Origin of the sequence: Methylophaga muralis (assembly GCF_001720165.1) — a bacterium.
Taxonomy (GTDB): Bacteria; Pseudomonadota; Gammaproteobacteria; order Nitrosococcales; family Methylophagaceae; genus Methylophaga; species Methylophaga muralis.
In genome coordinates this window covers 22,208-43,706 of record NZ_MCRI01000007.1, presented here as the reverse complement: position 1 = coordinate 43,706, position 21,499 = coordinate 22,208, and the positions used below count along the sequence as shown (strand labels likewise).

Below are 21,499 nucleotides of genomic sequence, written 5' to 3'. Positions count from 1 at the left end.
CTATGGACAAACTGCTATATTGCCAGCCAAAAAAGGGATGTTATGACCACTGATCAAATGATTATTTTTGCTGTGCTGGCGGCAACGCTTGGTTTGTTTATCTGGGATAAATTGCGTTATGACATCGTCGCTGTACTTGCATTATTAACGGTTGCGTTAACCGGTTTAATTCCCGCTGATGAGGTATTTTCGGGGTTGGGTCATCCAGCAGTGATAACCGTAGCGGCGGTATTAATTATCGGGCAAGCACTGGTCAATGCCGGGGTAGTTGATGCTATTGCTCGACAACTGACCAAAGCCGGAGATAGTCCTACTTTGCAAATGGCTGCGTTGACGGTGACTGTGGCGATTTGTTCAGGCTTTATGAATAACGTTGGCGCCTTAGCCTTATTAATGCCTGTGGCAATCTGGATGTCTCGGCAGAGCGGTCATTCGCCATCAATGTTTCTGATGCCATTAGCCTTTGGTTCGTTACTTGGTGGTTGTTTAACGTTAATCGGGACTCCACCGAATATTATTATTGCCAGCTACCGGACTCAAACCGATTCGCCGGCATTTGGCATGTTTGACTTTTTACCGGTTGGCATAGCGGTTACCGTGGTTGGTGTGCTTTTTCTGGTGTTTTTAGGACGTTTTCTTACCCCGCAGCGTCAAGCTTCAAACAGTGACGATGAGTTATTTGAAATCAGCAGTTATCTCACTGAGTTAAGTGTGCCTGAAGAATCCGACTATAAGGGCCGTAGCTTGATGGATCTGGTTGCAGCTGTCGAAGATGAAGCTGATATTACGGTGGTCGCGTTGCTGCGTGGTGACGAACGTTTCAACACACCATCAATGTATAAGGTTTTGCAGCAAGGTGATGTGCTGTTGATTGAAGCCGATTCTGATAGTTTGAAAGCGCTGACCGATGTCACGAAGTTAAAGCTGGCTGGAGATAAAACCGATCAACAAACTGAACAGGATGACGAAGCAGAAAAACCGAAAAAACCTCAGGATTTGGATGTTGTTGAGGCCATTCTGGCCCATGACTCGATTTTGGTTGGCAATACCTTAAGCAGCTTGTCGATTCGCCAGCGTTATGGAATCAATATTCTTGCTGTGGCACGCCGCGGACATCAGCTCAAACAACGATTACATAAAATTCGTTTTGTCGCGGGTGACATTCTGTTGATGCAAGGCAGTGACGATGTGCTTAAATCGGTGATGGTGGAATTGGGGTGTTTGCCGCTGGCTTCCAGAGGCTTACAGCTGGGACAACCGAGAAAGGTTGCTATCGCTTCAGCGATCTTTATCGCCGTTATTGCCCTTATTATGTTTGATGCAGTTTCTACGGCAACGGCGATGGTCACCGGTGTAGTGGCAATGTTTTTTGCTGGTTTATTGCCCGTGGCTAAACTGTATAAAAGTCTCGATTTACCGGTGATTGTGTTGTTGGCTGCAATGTTGCCGGTAGGTCAGGCATTGGAGGCGACCGGCGGTTCGGAATTAATCGCTAATTTGCTGCTCAATATGGCAGAGTCTGCGCCTCCTGCGATGACGGTGGTGATTCTGATGATCGCGACAATGTTATTGTCTAACATCATCAACAATGCTGCCGCGGCTATATTGGCGGCTCCGATTGCGATCAGTGTTGCCAATGGCATGGATGTTTCGGCTGATCCGTTACTGATGGCAGTGGCCATTGGCGCTTCATGTGCGTTTCTCACACCGATTGCCCATCAATCGAATACCTTGGTGATGGAGCCGGGTGGTTATAGCTTTAATGATTATTGGAAACTGGGTTTGCCTTTATCCATTTTGGTGATTTTGACAGCCTTACCAGTAATTTTGTGGGTATGGCCTTTGTAAGCTTGTGGTTGAACAGTTGTGCCCCAATCTATAGATGAGTGGCTCACTGAAATTAATAAACAGGACATAAAATGGCTCAGCAAATTGTTCAACTGCAACTTAGTGGAATGCGCTGCGCCGCCTGTGCCAACACCATTGAAAAAGCATTAAAAAAAACACCATCTGTTAAATCGGTTCAGGTGAACTATGCTAATGAAAAAGCCACACTTCGCGGTGACAATCTGGATGCAGCAAGTCTAGTAAAAGTGGTCGAAAAAGCCGGTTATGCCGCGGTTTTGATTGATATCGAACAGCCTCAAACAGATACCAACCAGCAATTACAGCAAAAGCAGTTTTATAAGTTTATCGCTGCAGCGATATTGTCGTTGCCATTGCTTTACAGCATGGTCGGCCATTTCAACTGGACCAGCGGTATACCGGTTCCAGATTTGTTGATGAATGCCTGGTTTCAAATGGCATTAGCCACGCCAGTGCAGTTTATTATTGGCTGGCAGTTTTATCGCGGTAGTTATTTTGCTTTAAAAAATCGTAGTGCCAATATGGATGTGCTGGTGGCATTGGGCACTTCAGCTGCCTATTTCTACAGTGTATGGCTGACCTTTAAATTTGGCGCGATGGCCGCACATGATGGCCTGTATTTTGAAACCAGCGCGGTATTGATTACCTTGATTCTGCTGGGAAAATGGTTTGAAGCACGCGCCAAAGGCCATACCTCTGATGCAATCAAAAAACTGTTAAAGCTGCAGCCTCAGCAAGCATTACGTGAATCTGCTGATGGTAAAACCCAATTAGTTTCAGTCAAAGACCTGCAACACGGCGATATTGTGCAGATTAAACCTGGCCAACAGATCCCGGTTGATGGTGTGATCGTTGAGGGACAATCAGCTGTCGATGAATCCATGCTGACCGGCGAAAGCATGCCGGTAGAAAAAAGCCTGAACGATAAAGTCGTCGGCGCTACCTTTAATCAAAATGGTTTTCTGCGGGTTCGTGCAACTCACCTGGGTGAAGAGGCTGCATTAGCTCGAATTGTCCGGGTCGTAGAGCAGGCTCAAGGTTCAAAAGCGCCTATTCAACGTCTGGCAGATAAAGTCTCGGGCATTTTTGTGCCAGTCGTAGTGGGGATTGCCATCATTACTTTTATACTTTGGTGGTTCTGGTTTAGCCTGGTGATATTGGAAAAGCATTGGAAACCATGGTGGCCGTATTGGTGATTGCCTGTCCCTGTGCACTGGGTTTGGCCACGCCTACCTCTATCATGGCGGGTTCAGGTCGGGCTGCAGAGGCGGGCATATTGTTTAAACAGGCTGATACGCTTGAACTGACACAGTCACTGACCACGGTGGTGTTTGATAAGACTGGTACGTTGACTCAAGGTAAACCAGCGTTAACCGATTTTGTGGTGGCAGAGAATGTTGATCAATCCTTTATTGCCAGTGTGGTTAGTGCAATTGAAGCCAAATCAGAGCATCCACTGGCCCAAGCCATCGTTAACGGACTGCAGCAATCCGACAACCCAATAACCGATATTGAGAATTTTCAATCACTCAGTGGTCATGGCGTGGTGGCAAGTACCGAATTAGCAGGAAAAAGCTCTCAGATTGTGATTGGCACCAAAAAATTGATGCAAGATTATCAGATTGAAGTTGGTGACTGGTTAGCGCAGCAACAAAGCCTGGAACAGCAGGGCAAAACGGCCATATTGATTGCAGTCGATCAAAAGGTCATTGGTCTGCTGGCGGTAGCTGATACGATTCGAGATACAGCAAAATCAGCCGTTAGCGCATTAAAAAAAACGTGGGCTGCAAGTCATTATGTTGACTGGAGATAATCATATTACTGCCCAGGCAATCGCCAATGAGTTAGGCATTGATAAGGTCATTGCCGAGGTGTTGCCCGAACACAAAGCCGATAAGATCCGCGAGTTACGCCAGCAAGGCCAGGTAGTGGCAATGGTGGGTGATGGTATTAATGATGCTCCAGCTTTAGCAGAGGCGGATATTGGAGTTGCTATGGGCAGTGGCAGCGATGTGGCTATTGAAACGGCGGATATAGCGTTAATGCGAGCCGATTTGAATGCCGTAGTTGATGCCATTCAGTTAAGTCATCTGACGGTTCGCAATATCCGGCAGAATCTGTTTTGGGCTTTTGCTTACAACTCTCTGGGCATTCCAATTGCGGCCGCAGGTTTGTTGGCACCCTGGCTGGCTGGCGCAGCAATGGCATTTAGCTCTATCTCTGTCGTGTTAAATGCCCTAAGGTTGCAGCGTGTAAAACATATTCACTAAATATTGAATGTTCGATAACACGTTGTACTAATTGAGGTTTATTAATGTTCTCGAAATTAGACTATTTCACATTACAAAATCTTTGATTAAGCATTTTGGATTTGTATCACACCACACTTAATTTTTGAGTTCAGATTCCTTCGTAGCTGTTGTAGTATCCATAGTAGAAGTAAGTCTAATTGCCTTAAAAGGTTCAACAATGGCGGCAGAAGAACTGGAAAATAAACTTGAGCAATGGAAGCAAAAGTATCTTGAGCTGCTTGCACGCGACGAGAATCAAACCGTCTACATACAAATTCTGGAACGCAGTCTTGGACGGCTTGCATTGGTTTCAGAAGGTATTGATCCCGCTTTAGACAAACACTTACATTCGCTTCGACAGGAATTACGCAGTAAAAAAGATGCTGAGCGGATCAGCGATATTCTGGAAAAAATTCAGCAATATATCAGCATAATGGATGAAAGGCCGCAGGGAACGGATGCTTCCGAGTTATTACGCCATCTTCTGTTATCGCTGAGCATTCCGGCTGATTCACAGCCGGGTGTAGACAATTTGCTGATCCAATTGAAAGATGCTTCCAATGAACAAGCCCGTGAGTTGTTACCTGAGTTTATAAATTTACTGGAAGACATGTTTTCCAATAAGTTAGTCCCTCTGGTTAATACTGACAAACCTCGTTCAGGCATTTTGCAGAAACTGGGGTTGAGCAAACTAAATACTGAAGTATCACAGTTGTTATGTGGTCTTATTGATAACCTGCAATTACCAGAGATGTTCAATGAACAGCTGCGGGCAATACGCGACCAACTGCAGTCTCAAACCAATAAAAAGAACTTACCGCAAGTCATTGATGCACTAGTGAATTTGATTAATTCATTGGGTGCTCAGGCACAGCTGCAACAGCTCGAATACCGAGCTTTTCTCTCTACCTTAAGTGAGCGCATTAATGAGCTGGACGATCTGCTTCGGATTACCGTAAAAGATGATGCAGAAGCATTTAACCAGCGTCAGATGATCGGTGAACGTGTTGATGCTGGTTTGGATGATATTCGTAAGCAGATTGATGTCACCAGCGAACCCAGAGAACTCAAATCAATAATTCGGGAGAGATTGTCCGCATTATCTGGCGCTGTAGATGAATATCGAAACATCGACCAGAGTCGCTATTTACAATCACAACTGGAAATCAAAAAACTGACTGACCGTTTACAGGAACTGGAAAATGAAACCAAATCTTTGCAAGATGGTATTCGCAAAGCACATGAAATGGTGCGCAAAGATCCGTTAACCGGTATTGGCAATCGGCAGGCGCTGATGGATGCGTTAGAAACCGAATACATTCGTTGGCAGCGTTACAAACAACCATTGAGTTTAGTGGTGTGGGATATCGATAGTTTCAAACAAATTAATGACAGCCTCGGGCATTTGGCAGGAGATAAGATATTAATTCGTATTGCTGAGATTTTATCGACTTCGACTCGTGAAATTGATTTTGTTGCCCGTTTTGGTGGTGAGGAATTTGTCGGGATTTTTCCGGGTACCGCGTTAACTGAAACTATGGTTTTGGCCAATAAAATTCGCGAAGAAATTGGCAGTACCCGTTTTTTATACGATGGCAAACCTGTGCCGATTAGCGTTTCCGCAGGTATCGCCACTTTTCATAAAGGCGATAATACCGAAGATGTGTTTAAACGCGCCGATACCGCCATGTTCAAGGCAAAAAAACAAGGCCGTAATATTTGTATTCAAGAAGAACTACAAGCTTAACTGTTATGACGTTTTATAAAGTTGTTTCAATGACAGACGGAACTTTATAAAACAAATAGTTAACTTTAACCCTTGTAAAACGTGTCTTTGGGAATGGTTATGAGAGCAATTGGTTTTTTTCTGTTATTTGTGTCGAGCCAACTGATGGCTGATGATAAATGTCCGGATGCCGACAATACCTATGAAATAGGTGTTTGCCTGGCAGAGCAACTGGAGCAGCATGAGGTGGAGTTACAGCATTACCTTGCAGAAGCCCTGGCCCGATACAAAGAGAATGAATTAATCGTGGAATCTATTGAAAAGGCCCAGCAAAGCTGGCTGGTCTATCGTTTGGACCAATGTAGCTCAATTTACGATATTTGGCGTGACGGCACCATACGCAGCATCATGGGCCTGGGTTGTTCTATTCGCATGACACAATTACGCACCCATCAAATCTGGCACAGTTATCTGACATACATGGATAGCACGCCACCACTGTTACCTGAGCCGAAAATAGATACCAAGTGAGCGATTCTGAAATCATTCCGCTGCACAACAGTACCCAGGAAAAAATACATTTAGAGCATGAAGCGGCAAAACTGTTTATGCGACTTTATGAAAAGCAGTTTGGCACGCCGATGCGGCATATCTGGCATAACCTGCCTCGCAAACCGGATGTTTCCTGTTATCTCAATGACAGCAAACTGGATTTGGAAATCGCGCATATTTATGGCAGTGAAGCTGAGGCTAAGCTGATTCTTGGCAGAGAAGCAGATGAAAAAATGCTGGCGGCTTTACATCGCCTGACCCAATTACCCGTCAATAGTCGTTTAATTGCAGCGCTCAATGCTGTGCTCAGTAGTAAAGCACAGAAAAACTACCATACTCAGAGAGTATGGCTGGTGTTACGCAATATGAATTCATTATGGCAACAAAGCGATTTTGAGAAGCATCGGCAGCAGATTGTCCTACCTCAGGCGCATCCTTTTGAACAAATCTGGCTGCTTGGCGATGCTAAAGGCCGCAGTGGTGTCATGCAGTTATATCCAGCAGAAGAAAGTTATTTTTGACGTTTATTTGGTTTTGCCGATTTTTTGCTTGGAGCCGGCTTTTCCAAACCGCTGCTCAGTGAATGGGTCTCAGGATCATAGTTTTTTTGCAGATCGTCTTTTACCGTGCCTTCCCATAACGGCACACCAACAAAATATCCCGCCCGTCCAATTACATGTGCCGCTACCGGTGCGGTGAGAATAATAAACGCAATAATGGCAATCACCCTGGTAACAACAGTAATGTCGGCAAAATAAACTGCCACACCAATCATAATCAAGCTTGTTCCCAAAGCGCCTGATTTTGTAGTGGCATGCATCCGTGTCGGTAAGTCAGGCAAACGGATAATACCGATAGCGGCGAGCAGCATTAACGCTGCACCAAAAATCAGAAAAAAACCGACAAATAAATCAGTCATCACGTGGGCCTCCACGTTCCAGAAAGCGAGCAAAACCAATGGCCGCCAAAAATGCTGTTAACGCCAAAACGATGGCCACATCAAGAAAACTACTGACACCGGTATCAATGGCATGCACACCGACAATACCGGCGACGATAGAAGCAATAAGCTCCAGTGCCACAACACGATCAGGCAACGAAGGGCCTTTGGCCATTCTGACGAAGCTGAGTAGCAATGCAGTAGATAACATCAGATAAACGAGATTAATCACAAACGTATTCACATAAGGCTCCTCAGCGCAAAATTTCCAGCAAACGCCGTTCGACTTCATGGAGTTCGGTTAACAACGCTTTTTCATCTTGCAAAAACATCGCATGAATAAACAGCACACGACGATCATCCGAAATATCCAGCGTTAATGTCCCCGGAGTTAATGAAATAAAGTTTGCCACCATGGTGATTTCAAAATCCGATTTAGCTTCCAGTGGAAAAGCGATTACGCCTGGCTGCATATGCCAGGGTGGAGTCAAAATATCAAAACCGACTTTGTAGTTAGCTTTGACCAGTTCTTTGATAAAGAAACCGGAAAAACGTAATAACAGTGGCAGTCGTTGAGCATAGCCACTCATTGAAGGTAACTGATGTTGTACGATGGCGAGCACTATGTAGCCCAACGCAAAACCGAAGATAAAATTCAGACCGCCAAAACTCCCCGTCAACGCCACCCAGCAAAGAGCTAATACAATATTTAAGAAAAAACCAATCATGGTCTCTCTCCTAACACCGCTTCAATGTAACCTGCAGGATTGAGCAACTGATCGGCTGCCTCACTGGCTAATTGATAAATGGGCTCACCGTTAAGGCCAATATACAACGTGCATACAGTTAAGCCGACCACCGGTATCAACATCACCCAAAGCTGTTTGTCGGTTTTCTTGCCCGTCAATCGTGAGTCATCAATACCTTCCGGAAGTTTTTTCCAGAACACTTCCGCCCAGATTTTAATCATTGAATATAAAGTCAGCAGGCCGACCAGTAAGGCAATAGCTGTTGCCACCCAGGCTTCCACTTCCAGGCCAGCACGGATCACCAGAAACTTGGCGAAAAAACCTGATAAAGGTGGTAGCCCGGCAAGCGACAGGGCAGGGACCAGAAATAAAATGGCCAGTCCTGGACGATGTTTATAAACCCCGCCCAGCTTTTTCAAGTCATAACTGCCTAGCAGTCGATACACCACACCACTTATCAGGAACAGATTGGTCTTCACAATAATGTGATGCATGATGTAAAACACCCCGCCGATAATGGCTAACGGGGTGAATAACGCCAGTCCAAGCAACATATAGCCAATCTGGCTGACAATATGAAACGACAGAATACGGCGGAATTCGAATTGGGCTGCCGCGCCCAAAACACCGGTTAACATGGTGAGTACGGCAATCCATAACAAAATAGTATGGGTAAATTCGGTATCACCAATAAATATCAGGGTAAAAATTCGATATAAAGCATATACACCGACCTTGGTCAGCAGGCCAGCAAATAAGGCTGATACCCCAACTAAAGGCGTGTGATATGACGCAGGCAACCAGAAAAATAACGGGAATGCGGCGGCTTTAATACCAAACGAAATCAAAAACATCATCGCCAAAACATTGACCATGCCGGTATGTTCAACCTGGCTCAGTTTGTCACCAATATCCGCCATGTTGAGCGTGCCTACCATGCCGTATAACAAACCGATGGCGGAGAGGAATATCGCAGATGAAAACAGATTCAGTGTGACGTATTTAATTGCCCCTTCCATCTGGGATCGTTCACCGCCCAAGGTCAACAGGGCGAAGGAGGCCAGCAACATCACCTCAAACCAGACAAACAGATTGAAAATATCACCCGCCAAAAATGAACCGGAAACACCGGCCAGCAGCAAATGCATTAACGGGAAATAGCCGAACTTTTGATGTTTATCCGGTGTGTCGGCCATTGAATAAATGGCGATTGCCACACCGATAATGCCGGTTAACACGATCATAATGGCGCTAAGTAAATCAGCCACGATAGTGATGCCAAACGGGGCTGCCCAACCGCCCATCTGCATCACCACAAAGCCCGCTTCACGGGTACTTTCTAATAACCAGACACCTGCGCCAAGCAAAGCGAAAGTTGCAAATAGACTGATCCAACGTTGATAAAACGTTGAGCGCCAAAAGGCTAATGTCAGCGCTCCGGCAAATAACGGGATAATTATTGGTAATACTACTTCCGGGCTCAAGTGTCAGTGTCCTTCATTTGGTCCAGATCATCATTGCCTACCACTTCATAGGCGCGGTGAATTAAAACCACGGCAAAGGCCAATACCCCAAAGGCAATAACAATGGCGGTCAAGATCAATGCCTGAGGCAAAGGATCGGCAATGATTCCCAGCGGTGCTGCTGCACCTTCGGGTATTAATGGCGGGGCGCCACGGGTCATACCGGAAACGGCAAAAATCAATAAGTTGGCAGCATTGCTAAGAATGATTAAACCAATAACCAGTTTTACAATTGAACGCCGCAGCATCATATAAATCGCCGCAGCAAACAGAATGCCGATCACATAGGCCATCAGCGATTCCATGCTGAAACCTCCTGTTGAAAATTCAGTTTATTGTTCACTCTTCAGACTCCGTCAGTGACATCACGATAGTCAGAATCGTCCCCAATACCGCAAAATAAACGCCGATATCGAAGATCAACACAGTCGATAATTTGACTTGGGTATCACCAAGTGAAAATTCCCACCATTGCGCAGTAAGAAAAGCTTCGCCATTGAGCATGCCCGGAAACATCGCGGCTAAACCCAACAACAAACCTAATGCCAGCAAATCGCGTGGTTCCACCCGCATAATTTCACGGGTTGATGCCACACCATGGGCAAACAGATACAACACAAATGCCCCTGAAGCGACCAGTCCGGCAATAAAGCCACCACCTGGTTCATCATGGCCGCGTAATAATAAAAACACTGAAAAAATTAACTGCAATGGCAATAAAAATAACGCCGCCGTATGCAGGATCAGTGTATTAAAAGTCATTATTTTGGGTTTGTTATCGTCCATTATTTTTCCTCAGCACGCAGTTTGAGCATCGAGAAAACCCCCAGCGCCGCAATCGCCAGCACAAATATTTCACCTAGCGTATCCAGTGCCCGAAAATCGACCAGAATCACATTGACGATATTGCGACCTTTAGCCAGCGGGTAACTGGATTCAACAAAGAATCCTGAAATGGTTTCAAAAAACTGTACGTCGATTGCAGCCAGTGTCAGTAAGGTCATTAACACGCCCATCAACACCGCCACGCTGGCATCACGAATTACTTCGTAGCGACTTGAATATCGGGAGAAGCCCGGCAATTTGAATAGCACCAATACCAGCAAAATTACGGTAAGCGTTTCTACCAACACCTGAGTAATACCTAAATCCGGGGCACTGAAATGTATAAACACTAAAGCCACGGTAAAGCCAAGCACACCCATACTGGCTACTGCTCCTAAGCGTGAACGGGTTGAAATGGCATATATGGTTGCGAGCAGCATCAATAACACAATGAAAAATTCGTAAAAAGCGATGCCTTCTACATTGAGATACACGTTCAACCCATACTGACTCAACAAGGTGTAACCGACCAGAATGACTGTGGTCAGGATCATCACAATCATGTAATTACCCAGCTTGCCATTTTGCAGTAGCCTGGTTTGCCAACTGGCGATATAGGTGATGCCATTCATCATGCTGAAATAGCCAGCTTCCGGTCCGAAACGACTGGCTTGTGTTGTTAAATGCCCAATGGCTGGCCGTGTTTTTTGCCAAAACACAAACAATAAAATACCGCCAATTAAGGCAATAACCGACAACAGCAATGGCAGATTAAAACCATGCCATAAGGCCAATGAAAAACTTGCTGGAGTCACTGACACCGCATTGACGGTCGCGCTCAGAATGGAGTTTTGGGGAACCCACGGCAGCAAACCAAACATAAGCGACAATACCGCCAGAATCGCCGGTCCAATCAACATTGCCAAAGGCGCTTCATGAGGTTTTTTCGGGGTAGAACGTAATTCCCCATAAAAAGGTTTGATAGCAACTACTGCGGCGATAGCCATTACCAGCATTGCTGCAGCCAGGGCTAAAATGAGTATCAATGCCTGATAGCTATCATTGCCAATTACCGCCTCAAACATCGCTTCTTTGGCGATAAAACCAAATAATGGCGGCATCCCGGCAAGCGATAATGCAGCGATAGCGGTAATCACTGCAGTGCGTGGCATTTTGCTTCGTAAACCGCCCATCAAGGTTAAATCTTTGGTGCCAATCTCGTGATCAATCGCGCCTGCCAGCATAAACAGTGCTGCCTTGTATAACGAGTGGGCCAGCAGGAAACAGGTAAAAGCAATCAAAGCATATTCGGTGCCTATACCGAGCAACATGGTTAACGTGCCCAGCGCCATTACCGTGGAATAAGCCAAAACTTTCTTGATATCGGTCGCGCTGTAGGCCAGGTAAGCCCCGACAAACATAGTGATAGCCCCAAACAGGCTGAGTGAAACTGTCCACAATGCATGTTCGGTAAAGGCCGGGTTCAGCCGTGCCATTAAATAAATCCCGGCTTTGACCATCGTTGCTGAATGCAGATATGCCGATACCGGTGTAGGTGCCGCCATCGCATTGGGCAACCAGAAATGAAAGGGGAATTGTGCAGACTTGGTAAATGTACCCAGTAAAATACAGATAATCATGCCAACGGCCAGCGAACTTTCCAACACGCTGTCAGACGCTGTTAATATCTCTGAAAGCTGATAACTGCCACCGACAGTGGCCAGCATAATCAGCCCGGCCATCAGAGCCAAACCACCGCCGACGGTAACAAACAAACCTTGTAATGCTGAACGGCGTGCTGATTCGTCTTCGTGATCAAAGCCAATCAGCAGATACGAGGTAATGCTGGTTAATTCCCAGAACACAAACAGGCTGATCAGATTATCGGAAAGCACCAACCCCAGCATTGACGCCATAAAGGCCAACATAATGACAAAAAAGCGGGCTGTTGATTTGTGCCCTTGTAGATAGCTGCCAGCGTAGATAAAAATGAAAACGCCGATAAAACTTATCAGCAGAGCAAACAACAGTGACAGGCCATCGAGCATAAAGCTCAGATTGATGTCCATCCCAGGCAACCATTGCCACTCTTGATAGATAACCTCACCCTGACTTACCGCAGGGACAAAGCTGGCAAAGTACAGCGTCAAGGATAGGGGCAATATCGCCAAAATCCAGCCAGTTTTATTCTGGGCAACAGGCTGCAGCAGCGGCGTAAACATTGCCAAAATAAAGCCTGATAAAACGGCAAATAACATCGTATCCAATATCTCCTGAATTCAGCTCACAACCGAGCTGACAATTCCATTATAAAAAACGTGAATTTGTCATTCTTTAGCTGTGACTTCAGTCAACTAAGAGTGGGAAAAGTTGCCTGTGAGCATAGTCGACAGCGGCCGACTGTGCAAGAAAAGCCGTAAAAACACAGCAGAAAAATAATGTATCAATGCGACTTGTATCTTATTTAATGTACAGCTGCAGAATGAATAAAAAGTCGAGGGTAACAAAAACTAAAAATAGCAGTGAATTGCGCAGGCAATAAAGTCGCTCATAGACCTAAATGTCGCTCAATATCGCTTGCTGTCGGAATCAACGTGACTTGTCGGCGTAGTTTGGGTACGTTTTGCACCTGCCAATGCTGTATTGCCCACTTCCATAATTCATCAAGTGGAACATGTGCCAGTTCTATCGGTGGCTGCAGACCAAGAAATCGTAATACTCGACATAATACAACGCCGCTATCTCGTAGCTTGACGGGTTGAGCGCGAGTTTGTTTGCTGAGTTTTTCACCTTGCAGATTGGTCGCGATTGGAACATGAGCATAGGCCGGAGTGGTGAAACCCAGTTGCTGCTGCAAAAACAGTTGTCTTGGGGTTGAATCCAGCAGATCGGCTCCTCGAACAATATGTGTTATACCTTGCAAAGCATCATCGACAACCACTGCTAACTGATAGGCAAATAAACCATCCCCACGACGGATCACAAAATCCCCTACCTGCTGTGATAAGAGCTGCGATTGTTCACCCTGAATCAAATCCTCAAACGATATCGGTTGATCATTAACCCTAAGCCGCCAGGTTCGTGCTCGTTTTCCAGTAGCTAATCCCTGTCGACAAAACCCCGGATACACCGGACCGTCAATTCCCAAAACAGCACTGGCATTAATTTCCTTTCGACTACAGCCGCAGGTATAAGCCAGATTTAATGATTGCAACTGCTCCAGTGTGTTTTGATAAAGCTGAGTGCGCTGGCTTTGAAACAGTACTTCATCATCCCAATGAAAACCAAAGCTCTCTAGGGTATCGAGAATATCCTTTGCAGCACCCACGACTTCTCGTGGTTTATCCAGATCTTCCATCCGCACCAGCCATTTGCCACCATTTGAACGAGCATCCAGAAAGCTGGCAGTAGCGGTAACCAGAGAACCAAAATGCAATGGTCCGGTGGGCGAGGGAGCGAAGCGTCCGATGTAATGATGAGCTGTTAAGTCTGAATTCATATTTAGTTGAGATAATTCACCACGTAGAATGTGACAAGCAATTTATCTATTTCACAGCCCTGAGAGTATGACTGAAGACTATCTATTTGTTTATGGCACCTTACGTAAAGACAACGCCCGTCATGATTTGCTGCATCGATATTGTGAATTTATTGCGTTGGGCCGATTGCAAGGCAGCTTGTATCAAGTCAGTCATTATCCGGGTGTAATTTTAAGCGATGACTCACGGCAGCAAGTTATCGGTGAAGTTTATCGGATTAACAATAAAGAATTGCTGTTAGCACAACTTGATGATTATGAAGAATGTTCTGCCAGCTTTTGCGAACCGCACGAATACGTTCGCAGCCGGCATAACATAACACTTGCCGATGGTGGTCAGCTTAACGCATGGGTTTATCTTTATAATCGGCCAACAACAGGATTGAAACTTATCCCCTCGGGTGACTATCTCAATCCATAAGTACATTCTGCCATTAGGTGTTGCTACTGGCTTTAGGTTATTCAAACAAGCGCTTTAAAAGCTTGAAAAAAGAGGTTTTATGTTTCGTTCAGATGCTTTTCGCCAGCAAACTCAAGCCTGGCAACAACAATTCAGGCAGCTGCAGTCAGCAGGTTTACTGCAGCGGATTTTTGCCTGGATTATTCTAGGACTGGTGATGATGCTGACTCTGACACTGCTGGTGTTTGTAGTGTTGTTAAGCTGGATCCTTATCCCCTTGATGTTGTATCGGGCACGCAGACAAATGCGAAAAGCAACTGAAGCAGGTCAGCAACATCAGCAATTTCATCGACAGCAAAAACAGCAATCGCAAAATGAGAGCAATATCATCGAAGGTGAAATTATCAGCAGACGTGATGATTAACCTCATTTTCTAAGCGGTTAACTGTGACTATCTGATTATTTGATAATAAAAAAGGCGGGTTCCTATTGGAACACCGCCTTCTTTTTTGCCAGTTTTACTGGTGGATCAGGGGGTAAAGTTTAAATTACCGCCAAAGATGCCAACCAAACCGATAATGATTAGATAAATGGCTACGATATAGTTTAATAACCGTGGTACCAGCAAAATCAGAATACCGGCAATCAATGAAATCAGGGGCGTGAGTGCAATTGTCATTTTATTTCCTCGCTGTAGATGTTGTTTTTATTGTTACCCACAAAGTATGCCTGAATGTCTTGTAGAACAACATCAGGCAGCAATTTTCGCCTCATTATCCCTCAATCAGCATGTCTTCTAACAACTCTGGCTCATCGACGATGACTTCAGGCATCGCAGATGAGTGATGATTGACGATCAGCCATTCACCATCATTCTGACGTTCGTAGACAAAGTTATAACGCGCCTGAACCTGCTTTTGTTCACCATCTTTAGTGACATCAAAAGTATAGATCCCGGTATCTATCGCGATGCCATCATTTACTGAGATATGTCTTTCGTCGATGCGGCCATGAGGACTCAGTTCCAGAAAATGCACGAAATAGTCTTCAATTTCAGTGTGATTGGTACGAACCTTATTGGAAACCGTTGGCAATAACACAGCGTTAGAAGCGTAATTGGCAGTAACCGCTGCCGGGTCACCGGTTTGCAGTGACTGATTCCAACGTTCAAATAAGTTTTGAATTTCGTCTTCGCTGATTTGAGCGGCATGTACCTCAGGTTCTGGTGCACAAGCCGTAAGGGTTAGGCCAAAAATCAGTGGTAAAATCAATTTCAGTCTAAATTGGGGTGAAGAAACGTACTGAGTCATTGTCTGTCCTCCATTGAATGATAGGCCTGTACCATCAGCAGAATAACTTTCGCTGACTATTTTTCGTTGGTCAGGATGGTTTTTACCGTATCACTTTTTACCACGCTGAGGAAATGCTCCCACTGATTGCTGGTAAAAAATCACCTGTTAGACTATTAAAATTCACAATGCTTAAATATTAGACGGATATCATTACGCGATAAGTAAAATAAGTCAGGATAAATGATGCAAGCACATTATTTTCAGCATGTCCCGTTTGAGGGGCTGGGCAGTATTGATGTCTGGTTAAAAAGTAATGGTTATCAGATAAGTTCAACACAGTTTTACCAGCAAACTGATTTGCCTGAAGTTGACGCTGTGGATTTTCTGGTAGTGATGGGCGGACCAATGAGTGTCAACGACGAAGCTCAGTTTCCTTGGCTGGCAGCAGAGAAGCAGTTTATTCAGCAATTTATAGCGACTGGTAAACCGCTACTGGGAATTTGTTTAGGAGCCCAGTTGATCGCCAATGCCATGGGCGGCAGAGTATATCCAAATAAAGAAAAAGAAATCGGCTGGTGGCCGATTCAAGCAGTGTCAAATAATAATGCATTGGCATTCCAGTTTCCTGAAACAGCCAGCGTATTCCACTGGCATGGTGAAACCTTTGATTTACCCGAAGGCGCTGAACGGATCGCCGAAAGTTATGGTTGTCGAAACCAGGCTTTTCAGTTGGGAAAATCTGTGATCGGTCTGCAGTTTCATCTGGAAACAACACCGGACTCTGTTCAAGCTTTGGTTGAACACTGTGCTGATGAGCTACAACCCGCACCCTATGTACAATCGGCGGCTGAGATTCTGTCAGCTGATGTACACAATTATCACGCTATCAATCAGTTAATGAATGCCGTACTGGAGTATTTACATACTGCACAACATGAGCTTAAAAACTAATGACAGTTATGAGCAAAACTCAACAATTACAACGGTATCTGCACCAACATATCCCATTGTCAGCTGCAATGCAGGTGTCAGTGCTGGATATAAATCAGCAGACGCTAACTTTGGCTGCACCATTAGCCCCCAATATTAATCATCAGGAAACGGTATTTGGTGGCAGTGCTTCGACATTAGCTATTTTGTCGGCCTGGTCGTTATTGCATACCCGTTTGGCGGAAGAGGGGATAGCCTCGCGTTTGGTGATTCAACGCAATGAAATGGCTTATCTGAAACCCATGACGCAAGAGTTTACGGCCACTGCGGTATTGGTAGATGAAGAGGATTGGCCGACATTTCTCACCACATTACGACGCAAAGGCAAAGCACGGATAAGTGTGGTGGCCAGTTTATATAGCGATCAAAAAATGGCAGGCAAATTCTCAGGTGATTTTGTAGCGTTATTTGGCGATAAGTAAATAATCTCAGCTATCTCGGGTTCCATTAAATTACTGTTACACTCAGGTAAAAAGCCTGCGAGCAGTACGGAGCCTGAACGTTATGTCGGTCAAAAAGCCCTTTGTCTACCCAGAAATGCGACTGGTGTTTATTTTATTGATCACCTGTTTTGCTGCCTGGGGTGTGGCAGCGAATATGACCGATCCATTGGTCAAAGTGTTCAGTCAAATCTTTGCCATGAGCACCTTGCAATCTGCCTTAGTGCAATTTGCTTATTACGGGGCATACTTTTGTCTGGCAATACCCGCCGCTTTTATTAACCGCCGATATTCCTATAAAACTGGTGTTTTATGCGGTTTAGGGTTGGCGGTAATCGGTGCCTTAGCGTTTTATCCTGCCAGTCTGGCAATGAATTATCATTATTTTCTCGCGGCGTTATTTATTCTGGCCTCCGGATTATCGATTCTGGAAACTTCGGCCAATCCCTTTGTGATGGCGATGGGCCCATTAGAAAATGCCACACGCAGACTCAATCTGGCGCAAGCCTTTAATCCGGTTGGGACTAATCTAGGCGTTTTTCTAGCCGCTACATTAATCCTGCCCAATTTGCATATTGCCGAAGCTGCTGATCGGGCGTTAATGACGGTTGAAGAATTAAAGCTGGTACAAGCCGCGGAACTTAAAGCCGTGATGTTGCCTTATGTGAGCATGGCGGCGGCTTTGTTGTTGATTTGGCTGATGATTTTGTTTTCCAAAGTGCCAAAACCACGTGAAGCGGTGGTGTCGAGCATCGGTGAATTACATTTCGCACAGATATTTAAACGCTTGATGGCCAATACCCATTACCGATTTGGCGTTATTGCTCAATTTTTTAATGTAGCGGCACAAGTCTGCGTCTGGACCTTCACCATTCAGTATGTGCAGCAGGCGATGGGCGGTACCGCAGCCGATGCCAGTATTTATTTGCAATACAGTTTGCTGGTGTTTTTGGTGTCCCGTTTTGCGATGACCTGGTTGATGGGCTATGTCCGGCCAACGGTGTTGATGACCATACTCGCCTTAACTGGCAGCGCTTTATGTTTATTTGCCATGTTGAGTCCAACTATTTCCGGAGTTTGGGCCATCGTTTCTATTTCGGCCTGTTTGTCGCTGATGTTCCCGACTATCTACGGAGTGGCATTAAAAGGCTTGGGCGAAGATACCAAATTTGGTGCGGCTGGACTGGTGATGGCGATTCTCGGCGGTGCGATTATGCCGTTGTTTCAGGGAGCGTTGATCGACGTATTTAATACGGCGATTTCCTATATTGTTCCTGCAGCCTGTTTTTTGGTGGTCGCTGCCTATGGCTATTTTGATGTGCGCTCTAAAAGAGCGTGTTAGAAAACGCAGTGCTGTGCTTCACAAGGTACGCCATCCTGATCACCATCCATCATTGTGTTTGGACAGTTTTTAAGAAAATACTTAGCTTCTGCACAAGATGTCATTTCGCTGCAATGGGTTCTGCCATCACAACTAAATTGAGTCGCAGTCACTTCTGGCACCGTTGAAATACCACTCGGCGTAATCTGCTCAGTTGCAGCTGAAGTTGGAGCAGAAGTGAATTTTTGAGAAACACTTACTGCAATTAAAACCACCAATATCACTGCAATTATTAAGCTGATTGATTTGGTGGTTTTACCGGGTGTTTTACTAAGCTTGACTGGCGAAGCTTTGGGTTTTAACGATGCCGCACGGCTAATATTTATGGCTCGGGTTTTACCGTCTGCCGTAGTTTCTATTTCAAAACCAAGCATTTCACCGACTTTGGGGCGCGGGCTGCCGCTTGGAAAGGCGGAAATATGTACAAAGACTTCCTGTTGATTATGCTCGCAGAGGATAAAGCCAAAACCTCTGTCATCTTTCCACTTAATTAACTTTCCATGCATCTTGATTACTTAGCGCCAGTCAGTGATAAGTGAGGCACCATAACAGAGTTGCTGTGAGTGAGGAAGGGTAAATCATCTTTGATTAAATGGCTTAACGATGACACTCATTGTTGCTACCGAGCAAACATAAACTGGCTTGCTCAATGGATTCCAGCTGAATTGTTACATGCTCAATATCAAAATGATCATGCAGATCATGTTGCAGTTGGGCTAAAAATGCGTTGTCCAATGGATTATTTTTCACCACTAAATGCGCGGTTAATGCCGTTTCACTGGTGCTTAATGGCCAGACATGTAAATCATGCAGTGAGTCGACCTGTTCCAAATCCAGTAAATACTGCTGAATTTTTTGCAGATCAATATTTTCCGGTACAGCGTCCATTGCATAATTGAACGATTCACGAAATAAGCGCCAGGTACCCACCAAAATAATCGCCACAATCAACAGGCTGACGAGTGGGTCAATCCATAACCAACCTTTGAACAGAATAAACAATCCGGCAATTACAACCCCTAGCGATACAGCCGCATCGGCAGCCATATGTAGAAAGGCACCGCGAATATTTAAATCCTGTTTTTGACCCTTAAAAAACAACAGCGCAGTGATGGTGTTGATTACTACACCGATGCTGGCAACAACAATTACGGTCATGCCTTCAACCGGCTGGGGATTTAACATTCTATTGATCGATTCCCAGGCGATAGCGCCTAAAGCAATAAACAACATGATGGAGCTTATTAGGGCCGCCATCACAGTGGCTTTGCGAAAACCATAAGTGCGTTTCGCTGTGGCGGCTTTTTTCGCCAGAATGCTGGCACCCCATGCGAGTATCAAACTCACCACATCACTTAAGTTATGTCCGGCATCCGCTAATAGCGCCATCGAACCAGCTAAAATGCCATAGCTGGCTTCAATAATGACAAACACCACATTTAAGCTGATACCGATAGCAAAAGCGCGATTATAGTTTGCAACTTCGTGGTGATGAGGCTGGCGATTTTCCATTTTGTTTCCGTGATCAAGTGATATCAAAAGCATTTGCCAGTTAAAACATCGAGTACATGCTGGCAGCGCTTTTTTGCCTGGCAAGGATCACGTTTATTAAAGACGATGTCTACAAAAAAACCTAGTTTAAGAACCACTTTGACGCAAAGCATTGATAATACGGTTCTGTTCTTCTTCCCCGTAAAAACTTGGATCATCAAACAGATCACGTTGTTGTTGATCAAACATCATATTCAACGCTTGAGCACTGGTTTGCACCATTGGTTCAAAATGAGCATTTTGACCACTCACCAGATCGACCACACGACGCCGACGGTAAATGGTGTAGCCACCAAGTAATAACAATACCAAACCAATATAAATTGGTAATCCATGCGGCCCCAGTACGGTCATTAATGAACCGGATAGCACTGGAGCAAACGCACAGCCCGCACCATGCAGTACCAGCATATCGGAGGAACCCGAAACGATTTCATCCGGATGCAGCTGATCGATTAATTGGGCAACGGATAATGGATAAATGGAAAACGCCAGGCCACCCCAGATAAAAAACAAACTGAGCAGTAGTTTTTGGGTGGGCACGATGATCATTATTATCGATATAGCAGCAGCCAGCATGACCACCCAGGTCATAACTTTGGGGCGATCATGTTTATCGGAATAACGACCAATGGGGATCTGCAAAACAGCACCACCGATAATGGTTAAGCTCATGATCATCGCGATGCCGCTGATGTCATAACCGAGTTGTGTGGCATAAATCGGTGTCATGGACCAGAAAGCGCCCATTGCCAACCCGGACAAGGCTGCTCCGGCAACAGCTAATGGAGCAATTTTCAATAAGCTTTTTAGACTGCTTTTAGGTCTTTCTGTCGCAATATTCGGTTGGTTACGACGGGTCAATGTCAAAGGCAGAATCGCCCAACTGACTAGAATGGATACCAAAGCGAATAACAAAAAGCCTTCCGGTGAATCAAGATTGAGCATTTGTTGTGCAATGGCAAGCGCACCTAAGTTAACCACCATGTAAAACGCAAAGATCTTTCCACGCTCATGGCTGGCAGCCTGACTATTAAGCCAGCTTTCAATCACTGTCATTAAGGTGATGTAAGCCAAACCATAAAAGAAACGAAAGCCCATCCAGGCCCATTGATCGATAAAGAGTACGTGCAAGAGTGTGGTGGTGGCGCAGACCGAAGCGCAGAAAGCAAAAGTGCGGATATGACCCATCCGGCGGATTAAACGACCGCTTACCCAGGTGCCACAGATAAATCCGACAAAATAGGCCGACATGATCATGCCCATTACGGCACTGGAAAATCCTTCACTGGTGCCACGTAAAGTGAGCAGGGTACTAATCAATCCATTGCCAAGCAGCAATAGCGCCACGCTAAATAATATTGATTGAATAGGTTTTAGCAGTGCTAACGAATGCATCCCTTGCTCCTTCAATGCTCAAACAATTAGTTTTATC

General features: G+C 45.2%; 25 protein-coding genes. 12 read left to right on the top strand and 13 right to left on the bottom strand.

Annotation, left to right across the window (positions count from 1 at the left end; translation table 11 throughout):
* Positions 1 to 42 precede the first annotated feature (42 nt).
* The 7 genes from A9E74_RS04935 (at position 43) to A9E74_RS04905 (ending at position 6,956) form a co-directional block, all read left to right on the top strand.
* The gene (locus A9E74_RS04935) at positions 43 to 1,848 is read left to right on the top strand and encodes an SLC13 family permease (RefSeq protein WP_069295540.1); all 1,806 of its coding nucleotides are present in this window, start codon (positions 43 to 45) and stop codon (positions 1,846 to 1,848) included.
* 71 nt (positions 1,849 to 1,919) lie between these two features.
* Entirely contained in the window at positions 1,920 to 3,062 is a 1,143-nt protein-coding gene (locus tag A9E74_RS14920) for a heavy metal translocating P-type ATPase (RefSeq protein ID WP_069295539.1), read from the top strand.
* Positions 3,044 to 3,679, top strand: a complete 636-nt coding sequence (locus A9E74_RS14915; protein ID WP_069295538.1) for an HAD-IC family P-type ATPase — start codon at positions 3,044 to 3,046, stop codon at positions 3,677 to 3,679. Before A9E74_RS14920 ends, A9E74_RS14915 begins: the two co-directional genes overlap by 19 nt.
* Entirely contained in the window at positions 3,663 to 4,136 is a 474-nt protein-coding gene (locus A9E74_RS14910; protein ID WP_069295537.1) for an HAD-IC family P-type ATPase, read from the top strand. Before A9E74_RS14915 ends, A9E74_RS14910 begins: the two co-directional genes overlap by 17 nt.
* Before the next feature lie 199 nt (positions 4,137 to 4,335).
* On the top strand, positions 4,336 to 5,904 hold the full coding sequence (locus A9E74_RS04915) for a GGDEF domain-containing protein (protein ID WP_069295536.1): 1,569 nt from the start codon (positions 4,336 to 4,338) through the stop codon (positions 5,902 to 5,904).
* 144 nt (positions 5,905 to 6,048) lie between these two features.
* Positions 6,049 to 6,414: a lysozyme inhibitor LprI family protein gene (locus A9E74_RS04910; protein ID WP_084002938.1), complete on the top strand. Its 366-nt coding sequence runs from the start codon at positions 6,049 to 6,051 to the stop codon at positions 6,412 to 6,414.
* Positions 6,411 to 6,956, top strand: coding sequence for a hypothetical protein (locus A9E74_RS04905; protein WP_245652055.1), 546 nt, complete (start codon positions 6,411 to 6,413; stop codon positions 6,954 to 6,956). The genes A9E74_RS04910 and A9E74_RS04905 overlap by 4 nt, the downstream gene beginning before the upstream one ends.
* Here the strand turns inward: A9E74_RS04905 and mnhG are convergent.
* The 8 genes from mnhG to gluQRS all read right to left on the bottom strand — a co-directional run bounded on the left by mnhG (position 6,947) and on the right by gluQRS (position 13,971).
* The gene (gene mnhG, locus A9E74_RS04900; protein ID WP_069295534.1) at positions 6,947 to 7,354 is read right to left on the bottom strand and encodes a monovalent cation/H(+) antiporter subunit G; all 408 of its coding nucleotides are present in this window, start codon (positions 7,352 to 7,354) and stop codon (positions 6,947 to 6,949) included. The genes A9E74_RS04905 and mnhG overlap by 10 nt on opposite strands.
* The gene (locus tag A9E74_RS04895) at positions 7,347 to 7,619 is read right to left on the bottom strand and encodes an MrpF/PhaF family protein (RefSeq protein WP_136552730.1); all 273 of its coding nucleotides are present in this window, start codon (positions 7,617 to 7,619) and stop codon (positions 7,347 to 7,349) included. Before A9E74_RS04895 ends, mnhG begins: the two co-directional genes overlap by 8 nt.
* Before the next feature lie 10 nt (positions 7,620 to 7,629).
* The gene (locus A9E74_RS04890) at positions 7,630 to 8,103 is read right to left on the bottom strand and encodes a Na+/H+ antiporter subunit E (RefSeq protein ID WP_069295532.1); all 474 of its coding nucleotides are present in this window, start codon (positions 8,101 to 8,103) and stop codon (positions 7,630 to 7,632) included.
* A complete protein-coding gene (locus A9E74_RS04885) occupies positions 8,100 to 9,608 on the bottom strand; it encodes a Na+/H+ antiporter subunit D (RefSeq protein ID WP_069295531.1) in 1,509 nt (502 codons plus the stop codon). The genes A9E74_RS04890 and A9E74_RS04885 overlap by 4 nt, the downstream gene beginning before the upstream one ends.
* Positions 9,605 to 9,952: a Na+/H+ antiporter subunit C gene (locus tag A9E74_RS04880; protein ID WP_069295530.1), complete on the bottom strand. Its 348-nt coding sequence runs from the start codon at positions 9,950 to 9,952 to the stop codon at positions 9,605 to 9,607. Before A9E74_RS04880 ends, A9E74_RS04885 begins: the two co-directional genes overlap by 4 nt.
* Positions 9,953 to 9,986: 34 nt before the next feature.
* Positions 9,987 to 10,433, bottom strand: a complete 447-nt coding sequence (locus A9E74_RS04875) for a Na+/H+ antiporter subunit B (protein WP_245652054.1) — start codon at positions 10,431 to 10,433, stop codon at positions 9,987 to 9,989.
* The gene (locus A9E74_RS04870) at positions 10,433 to 12,730 is read right to left on the bottom strand and encodes a putative monovalent cation/H+ antiporter subunit A (protein ID WP_069295529.1); all 2,298 of its coding nucleotides are present in this window, start codon (positions 12,728 to 12,730) and stop codon (positions 10,433 to 10,435) included. Before A9E74_RS04870 ends, A9E74_RS04875 begins: the two co-directional genes overlap by 1 nt.
* Before the next feature lie 290 nt (positions 12,731 to 13,020).
* The gene (gene gluQRS / locus A9E74_RS04865) at positions 13,021 to 13,971 is read right to left on the bottom strand and encodes a tRNA glutamyl-Q(34) synthetase GluQRS (protein WP_069295528.1); all 951 of its coding nucleotides are present in this window, start codon (positions 13,969 to 13,971) and stop codon (positions 13,021 to 13,023) included.
* Between the two features lie 67 nt (positions 13,972 to 14,038).
* Here gluQRS and A9E74_RS04860 point away from each other — a divergent pair, with 67 nt between their 5' ends.
* Entirely contained in the window at positions 14,039 to 14,431 is a 393-nt protein-coding gene (locus tag A9E74_RS04860) for a gamma-glutamylcyclotransferase family protein (RefSeq protein ID WP_069295527.1), read from the top strand.
* 79 nt (positions 14,432 to 14,510) lie between these two features.
* Positions 14,511 to 14,834, top strand: coding sequence for a hypothetical protein (locus tag A9E74_RS04855; protein ID WP_069295526.1), 324 nt, complete (start codon positions 14,511 to 14,513; stop codon positions 14,832 to 14,834).
* 105 nt (positions 14,835 to 14,939) lie between these two features.
* Here A9E74_RS04855 and A9E74_RS13995 read toward each other — a convergent pair whose 3' ends face one another.
* Positions 14,940 to 15,089: a DUF3096 domain-containing protein gene (locus A9E74_RS13995; protein WP_084002930.1), complete on the bottom strand. Its 150-nt coding sequence runs from the start codon at positions 15,087 to 15,089 to the stop codon at positions 14,940 to 14,942.
* Positions 15,090 to 15,183: 94 nt separating this feature from the next.
* Positions 15,184 to 15,720 carry an SgcJ/EcaC family oxidoreductase gene (locus A9E74_RS04850; protein WP_069295525.1) on the bottom strand — a complete coding sequence of 179 codons (537 nt, stop codon included), beginning with the start codon at positions 15,718 to 15,720 and terminating at the stop codon, positions 15,184 to 15,186.
* 222 nt (positions 15,721 to 15,942) lie between these two features.
* Between A9E74_RS04850 and A9E74_RS04845 the strand changes: the two genes are divergently transcribed.
* The 3 genes from A9E74_RS04845 (at position 15,943) to fucP (ending at position 18,474) form a co-directional block, all read left to right on the top strand.
* The gene (locus A9E74_RS04845; protein WP_245652053.1) at positions 15,943 to 16,653 is read left to right on the top strand and encodes a type 1 glutamine amidotransferase; all 711 of its coding nucleotides are present in this window, start codon (positions 15,943 to 15,945) and stop codon (positions 16,651 to 16,653) included.
* Positions 16,653 to 17,114 carry a thioesterase domain-containing protein gene (locus A9E74_RS04840; RefSeq protein WP_245652052.1) on the top strand — a complete coding sequence of 154 codons (462 nt, stop codon included), beginning with the start codon at positions 16,653 to 16,655 and terminating at the stop codon, positions 17,112 to 17,114. Before A9E74_RS04845 ends, A9E74_RS04840 begins: the two co-directional genes overlap by 1 nt.
* Positions 17,115 to 17,196: 82 nt before the next feature.
* Positions 17,197 to 18,474, top strand: coding sequence for an L-fucose:H+ symporter permease (gene fucP / locus A9E74_RS04835; protein WP_069295523.1), 1,278 nt, complete (start codon positions 17,197 to 17,199; stop codon positions 18,472 to 18,474).
* Here the strand turns inward: fucP and A9E74_RS04830 are convergent.
* The 3 genes from A9E74_RS04830 to A9E74_RS04820 all read right to left on the bottom strand — a co-directional run bounded on the left by A9E74_RS04830 (position 18,471) and on the right by A9E74_RS04820 (position 21,462).
* The gene (locus tag A9E74_RS04830; RefSeq protein ID WP_218104289.1) at positions 18,471 to 19,019 is read right to left on the bottom strand and encodes a cold shock domain-containing protein; all 549 of its coding nucleotides are present in this window, start codon (positions 19,017 to 19,019) and stop codon (positions 18,471 to 18,473) included. The two genes, fucP and A9E74_RS04830, sit on opposite strands and share 4 nt — an antisense overlap.
* A gap of 91 nt (positions 19,020 to 19,110) precedes the next feature.
* Positions 19,111 to 20,025, bottom strand: coding sequence for a cation diffusion facilitator family transporter (locus A9E74_RS04825; RefSeq protein ID WP_069295521.1), 915 nt, complete (start codon positions 20,023 to 20,025; stop codon positions 19,111 to 19,113).
* Between the two features lie 126 nt (positions 20,026 to 20,151).
* On the bottom strand, positions 20,152 to 21,462 hold the full coding sequence (locus tag A9E74_RS04820) for an MFS transporter (RefSeq protein WP_069295520.1): 1,311 nt from the start codon (positions 21,460 to 21,462) through the stop codon (positions 20,152 to 20,154).
* Between the last annotated feature and the right edge of the window lie 37 nt (positions 21,463 to 21,499).

Coding starts and splice junctions, on each gene's coding strand:
- A9E74_RS04935 (WP_069295540.1), top strand. CDS start 43: ATGACCACTGATCAAATGATTATTTTTGCTGTGCTGGCGGCAACGCTT.
- A9E74_RS14920 (WP_069295539.1), top strand. CDS start 1,920: ATGGCTCAGCAAATTGTTCAACTGCAACTTAGTGGAATGCGCTGCGCC.
- A9E74_RS14915 (WP_069295538.1), top strand. CDS start 3,044: ATGGTGGCCGTATTGGTGATTGCCTGTCCCTGTGCACTGGGTTTGGCC.
- A9E74_RS14910 (WP_069295537.1), top strand. CDS start 3,663: ATGTTGACTGGAGATAATCATATTACTGCCCAGGCAATCGCCAATGAG.
- A9E74_RS04915 (WP_069295536.1), top strand. CDS start 4,336: ATGGCGGCAGAAGAACTGGAAAATAAACTTGAGCAATGGAAGCAAAAG.
- A9E74_RS04910 (WP_084002938.1), top strand. CDS start 6,049: ATGGCTGATGATAAATGTCCGGATGCCGACAATACCTATGAAATAGGT.
- mnhG (WP_069295534.1), bottom strand. CDS start 7,354: ATGACTGATTTATTTGTCGGTTTTTTTCTGATTTTTGGTGCAGCGTTA.
- A9E74_RS04890 (WP_069295532.1), bottom strand. CDS start 8,103: ATGATTGGTTTTTTCTTAAATATTGTATTAGCTCTTTGCTGGGTGGCG.
- A9E74_RS04880 (WP_069295530.1), bottom strand. CDS start 9,952: ATGGAATCGCTGATGGCCTATGTGATCGGCATTCTGTTTGCTGCGGCG.
- A9E74_RS04875 (WP_245652054.1), bottom strand. CDS start 10,433: ATGGACGATAACAAACCCAAAATAATGACTTTTAATACACTGATCCTG.
- A9E74_RS04870 (WP_069295529.1), bottom strand. CDS start 12,730: ATGTTATTTGCCGTTTTATCAGGCTTTATTTTGGCAATGTTTACGCCG.
- gluQRS (WP_069295528.1), bottom strand. CDS start 13,971: ATGAATTCAGACTTAACAGCTCATCATTACATCGGACGCTTCGCTCCC.
- A9E74_RS04860 (WP_069295527.1), top strand. CDS start 14,039: ATGACTGAAGACTATCTATTTGTTTATGGCACCTTACGTAAAGACAAC.
- A9E74_RS04855 (WP_069295526.1), top strand. CDS start 14,511: ATGTTTCGTTCAGATGCTTTTCGCCAGCAAACTCAAGCCTGGCAACAA.
- A9E74_RS13995 (WP_084002930.1), bottom strand. CDS start 15,089: ATGACAATTGCACTCACGCCCCTGATTTCATTGATTGCCGGTATTCTG.
- A9E74_RS04850 (WP_069295525.1), bottom strand. CDS start 15,720: ATGACTCAGTACGTTTCTTCACCCCAATTTAGACTGAAATTGATTTTA.
- A9E74_RS04845 (WP_245652053.1), top strand. CDS start 15,943: ATGATGCAAGCACATTATTTTCAGCATGTCCCGTTTGAGGGGCTGGGC.
- A9E74_RS04840 (WP_245652052.1), top strand. CDS start 16,653: ATGACAGTTATGAGCAAAACTCAACAATTACAACGGTATCTGCACCAA.
- fucP (WP_069295523.1), top strand. CDS start 17,197: ATGTCGGTCAAAAAGCCCTTTGTCTACCCAGAAATGCGACTGGTGTTT.
- A9E74_RS04830 (WP_218104289.1), bottom strand. CDS start 19,019: ATGCATGGAAAGTTAATTAAGTGGAAAGATGACAGAGGTTTTGGCTTT.
- A9E74_RS04825 (WP_069295521.1), bottom strand. CDS start 20,025: ATGGAAAATCGCCAGCCTCATCACCACGAAGTTGCAAACTATAATCGC.
- A9E74_RS04820 (WP_069295520.1), bottom strand. CDS start 21,462: ATGCATTCGTTAGCACTGCTAAAACCTATTCAATCAATATTATTTAGC.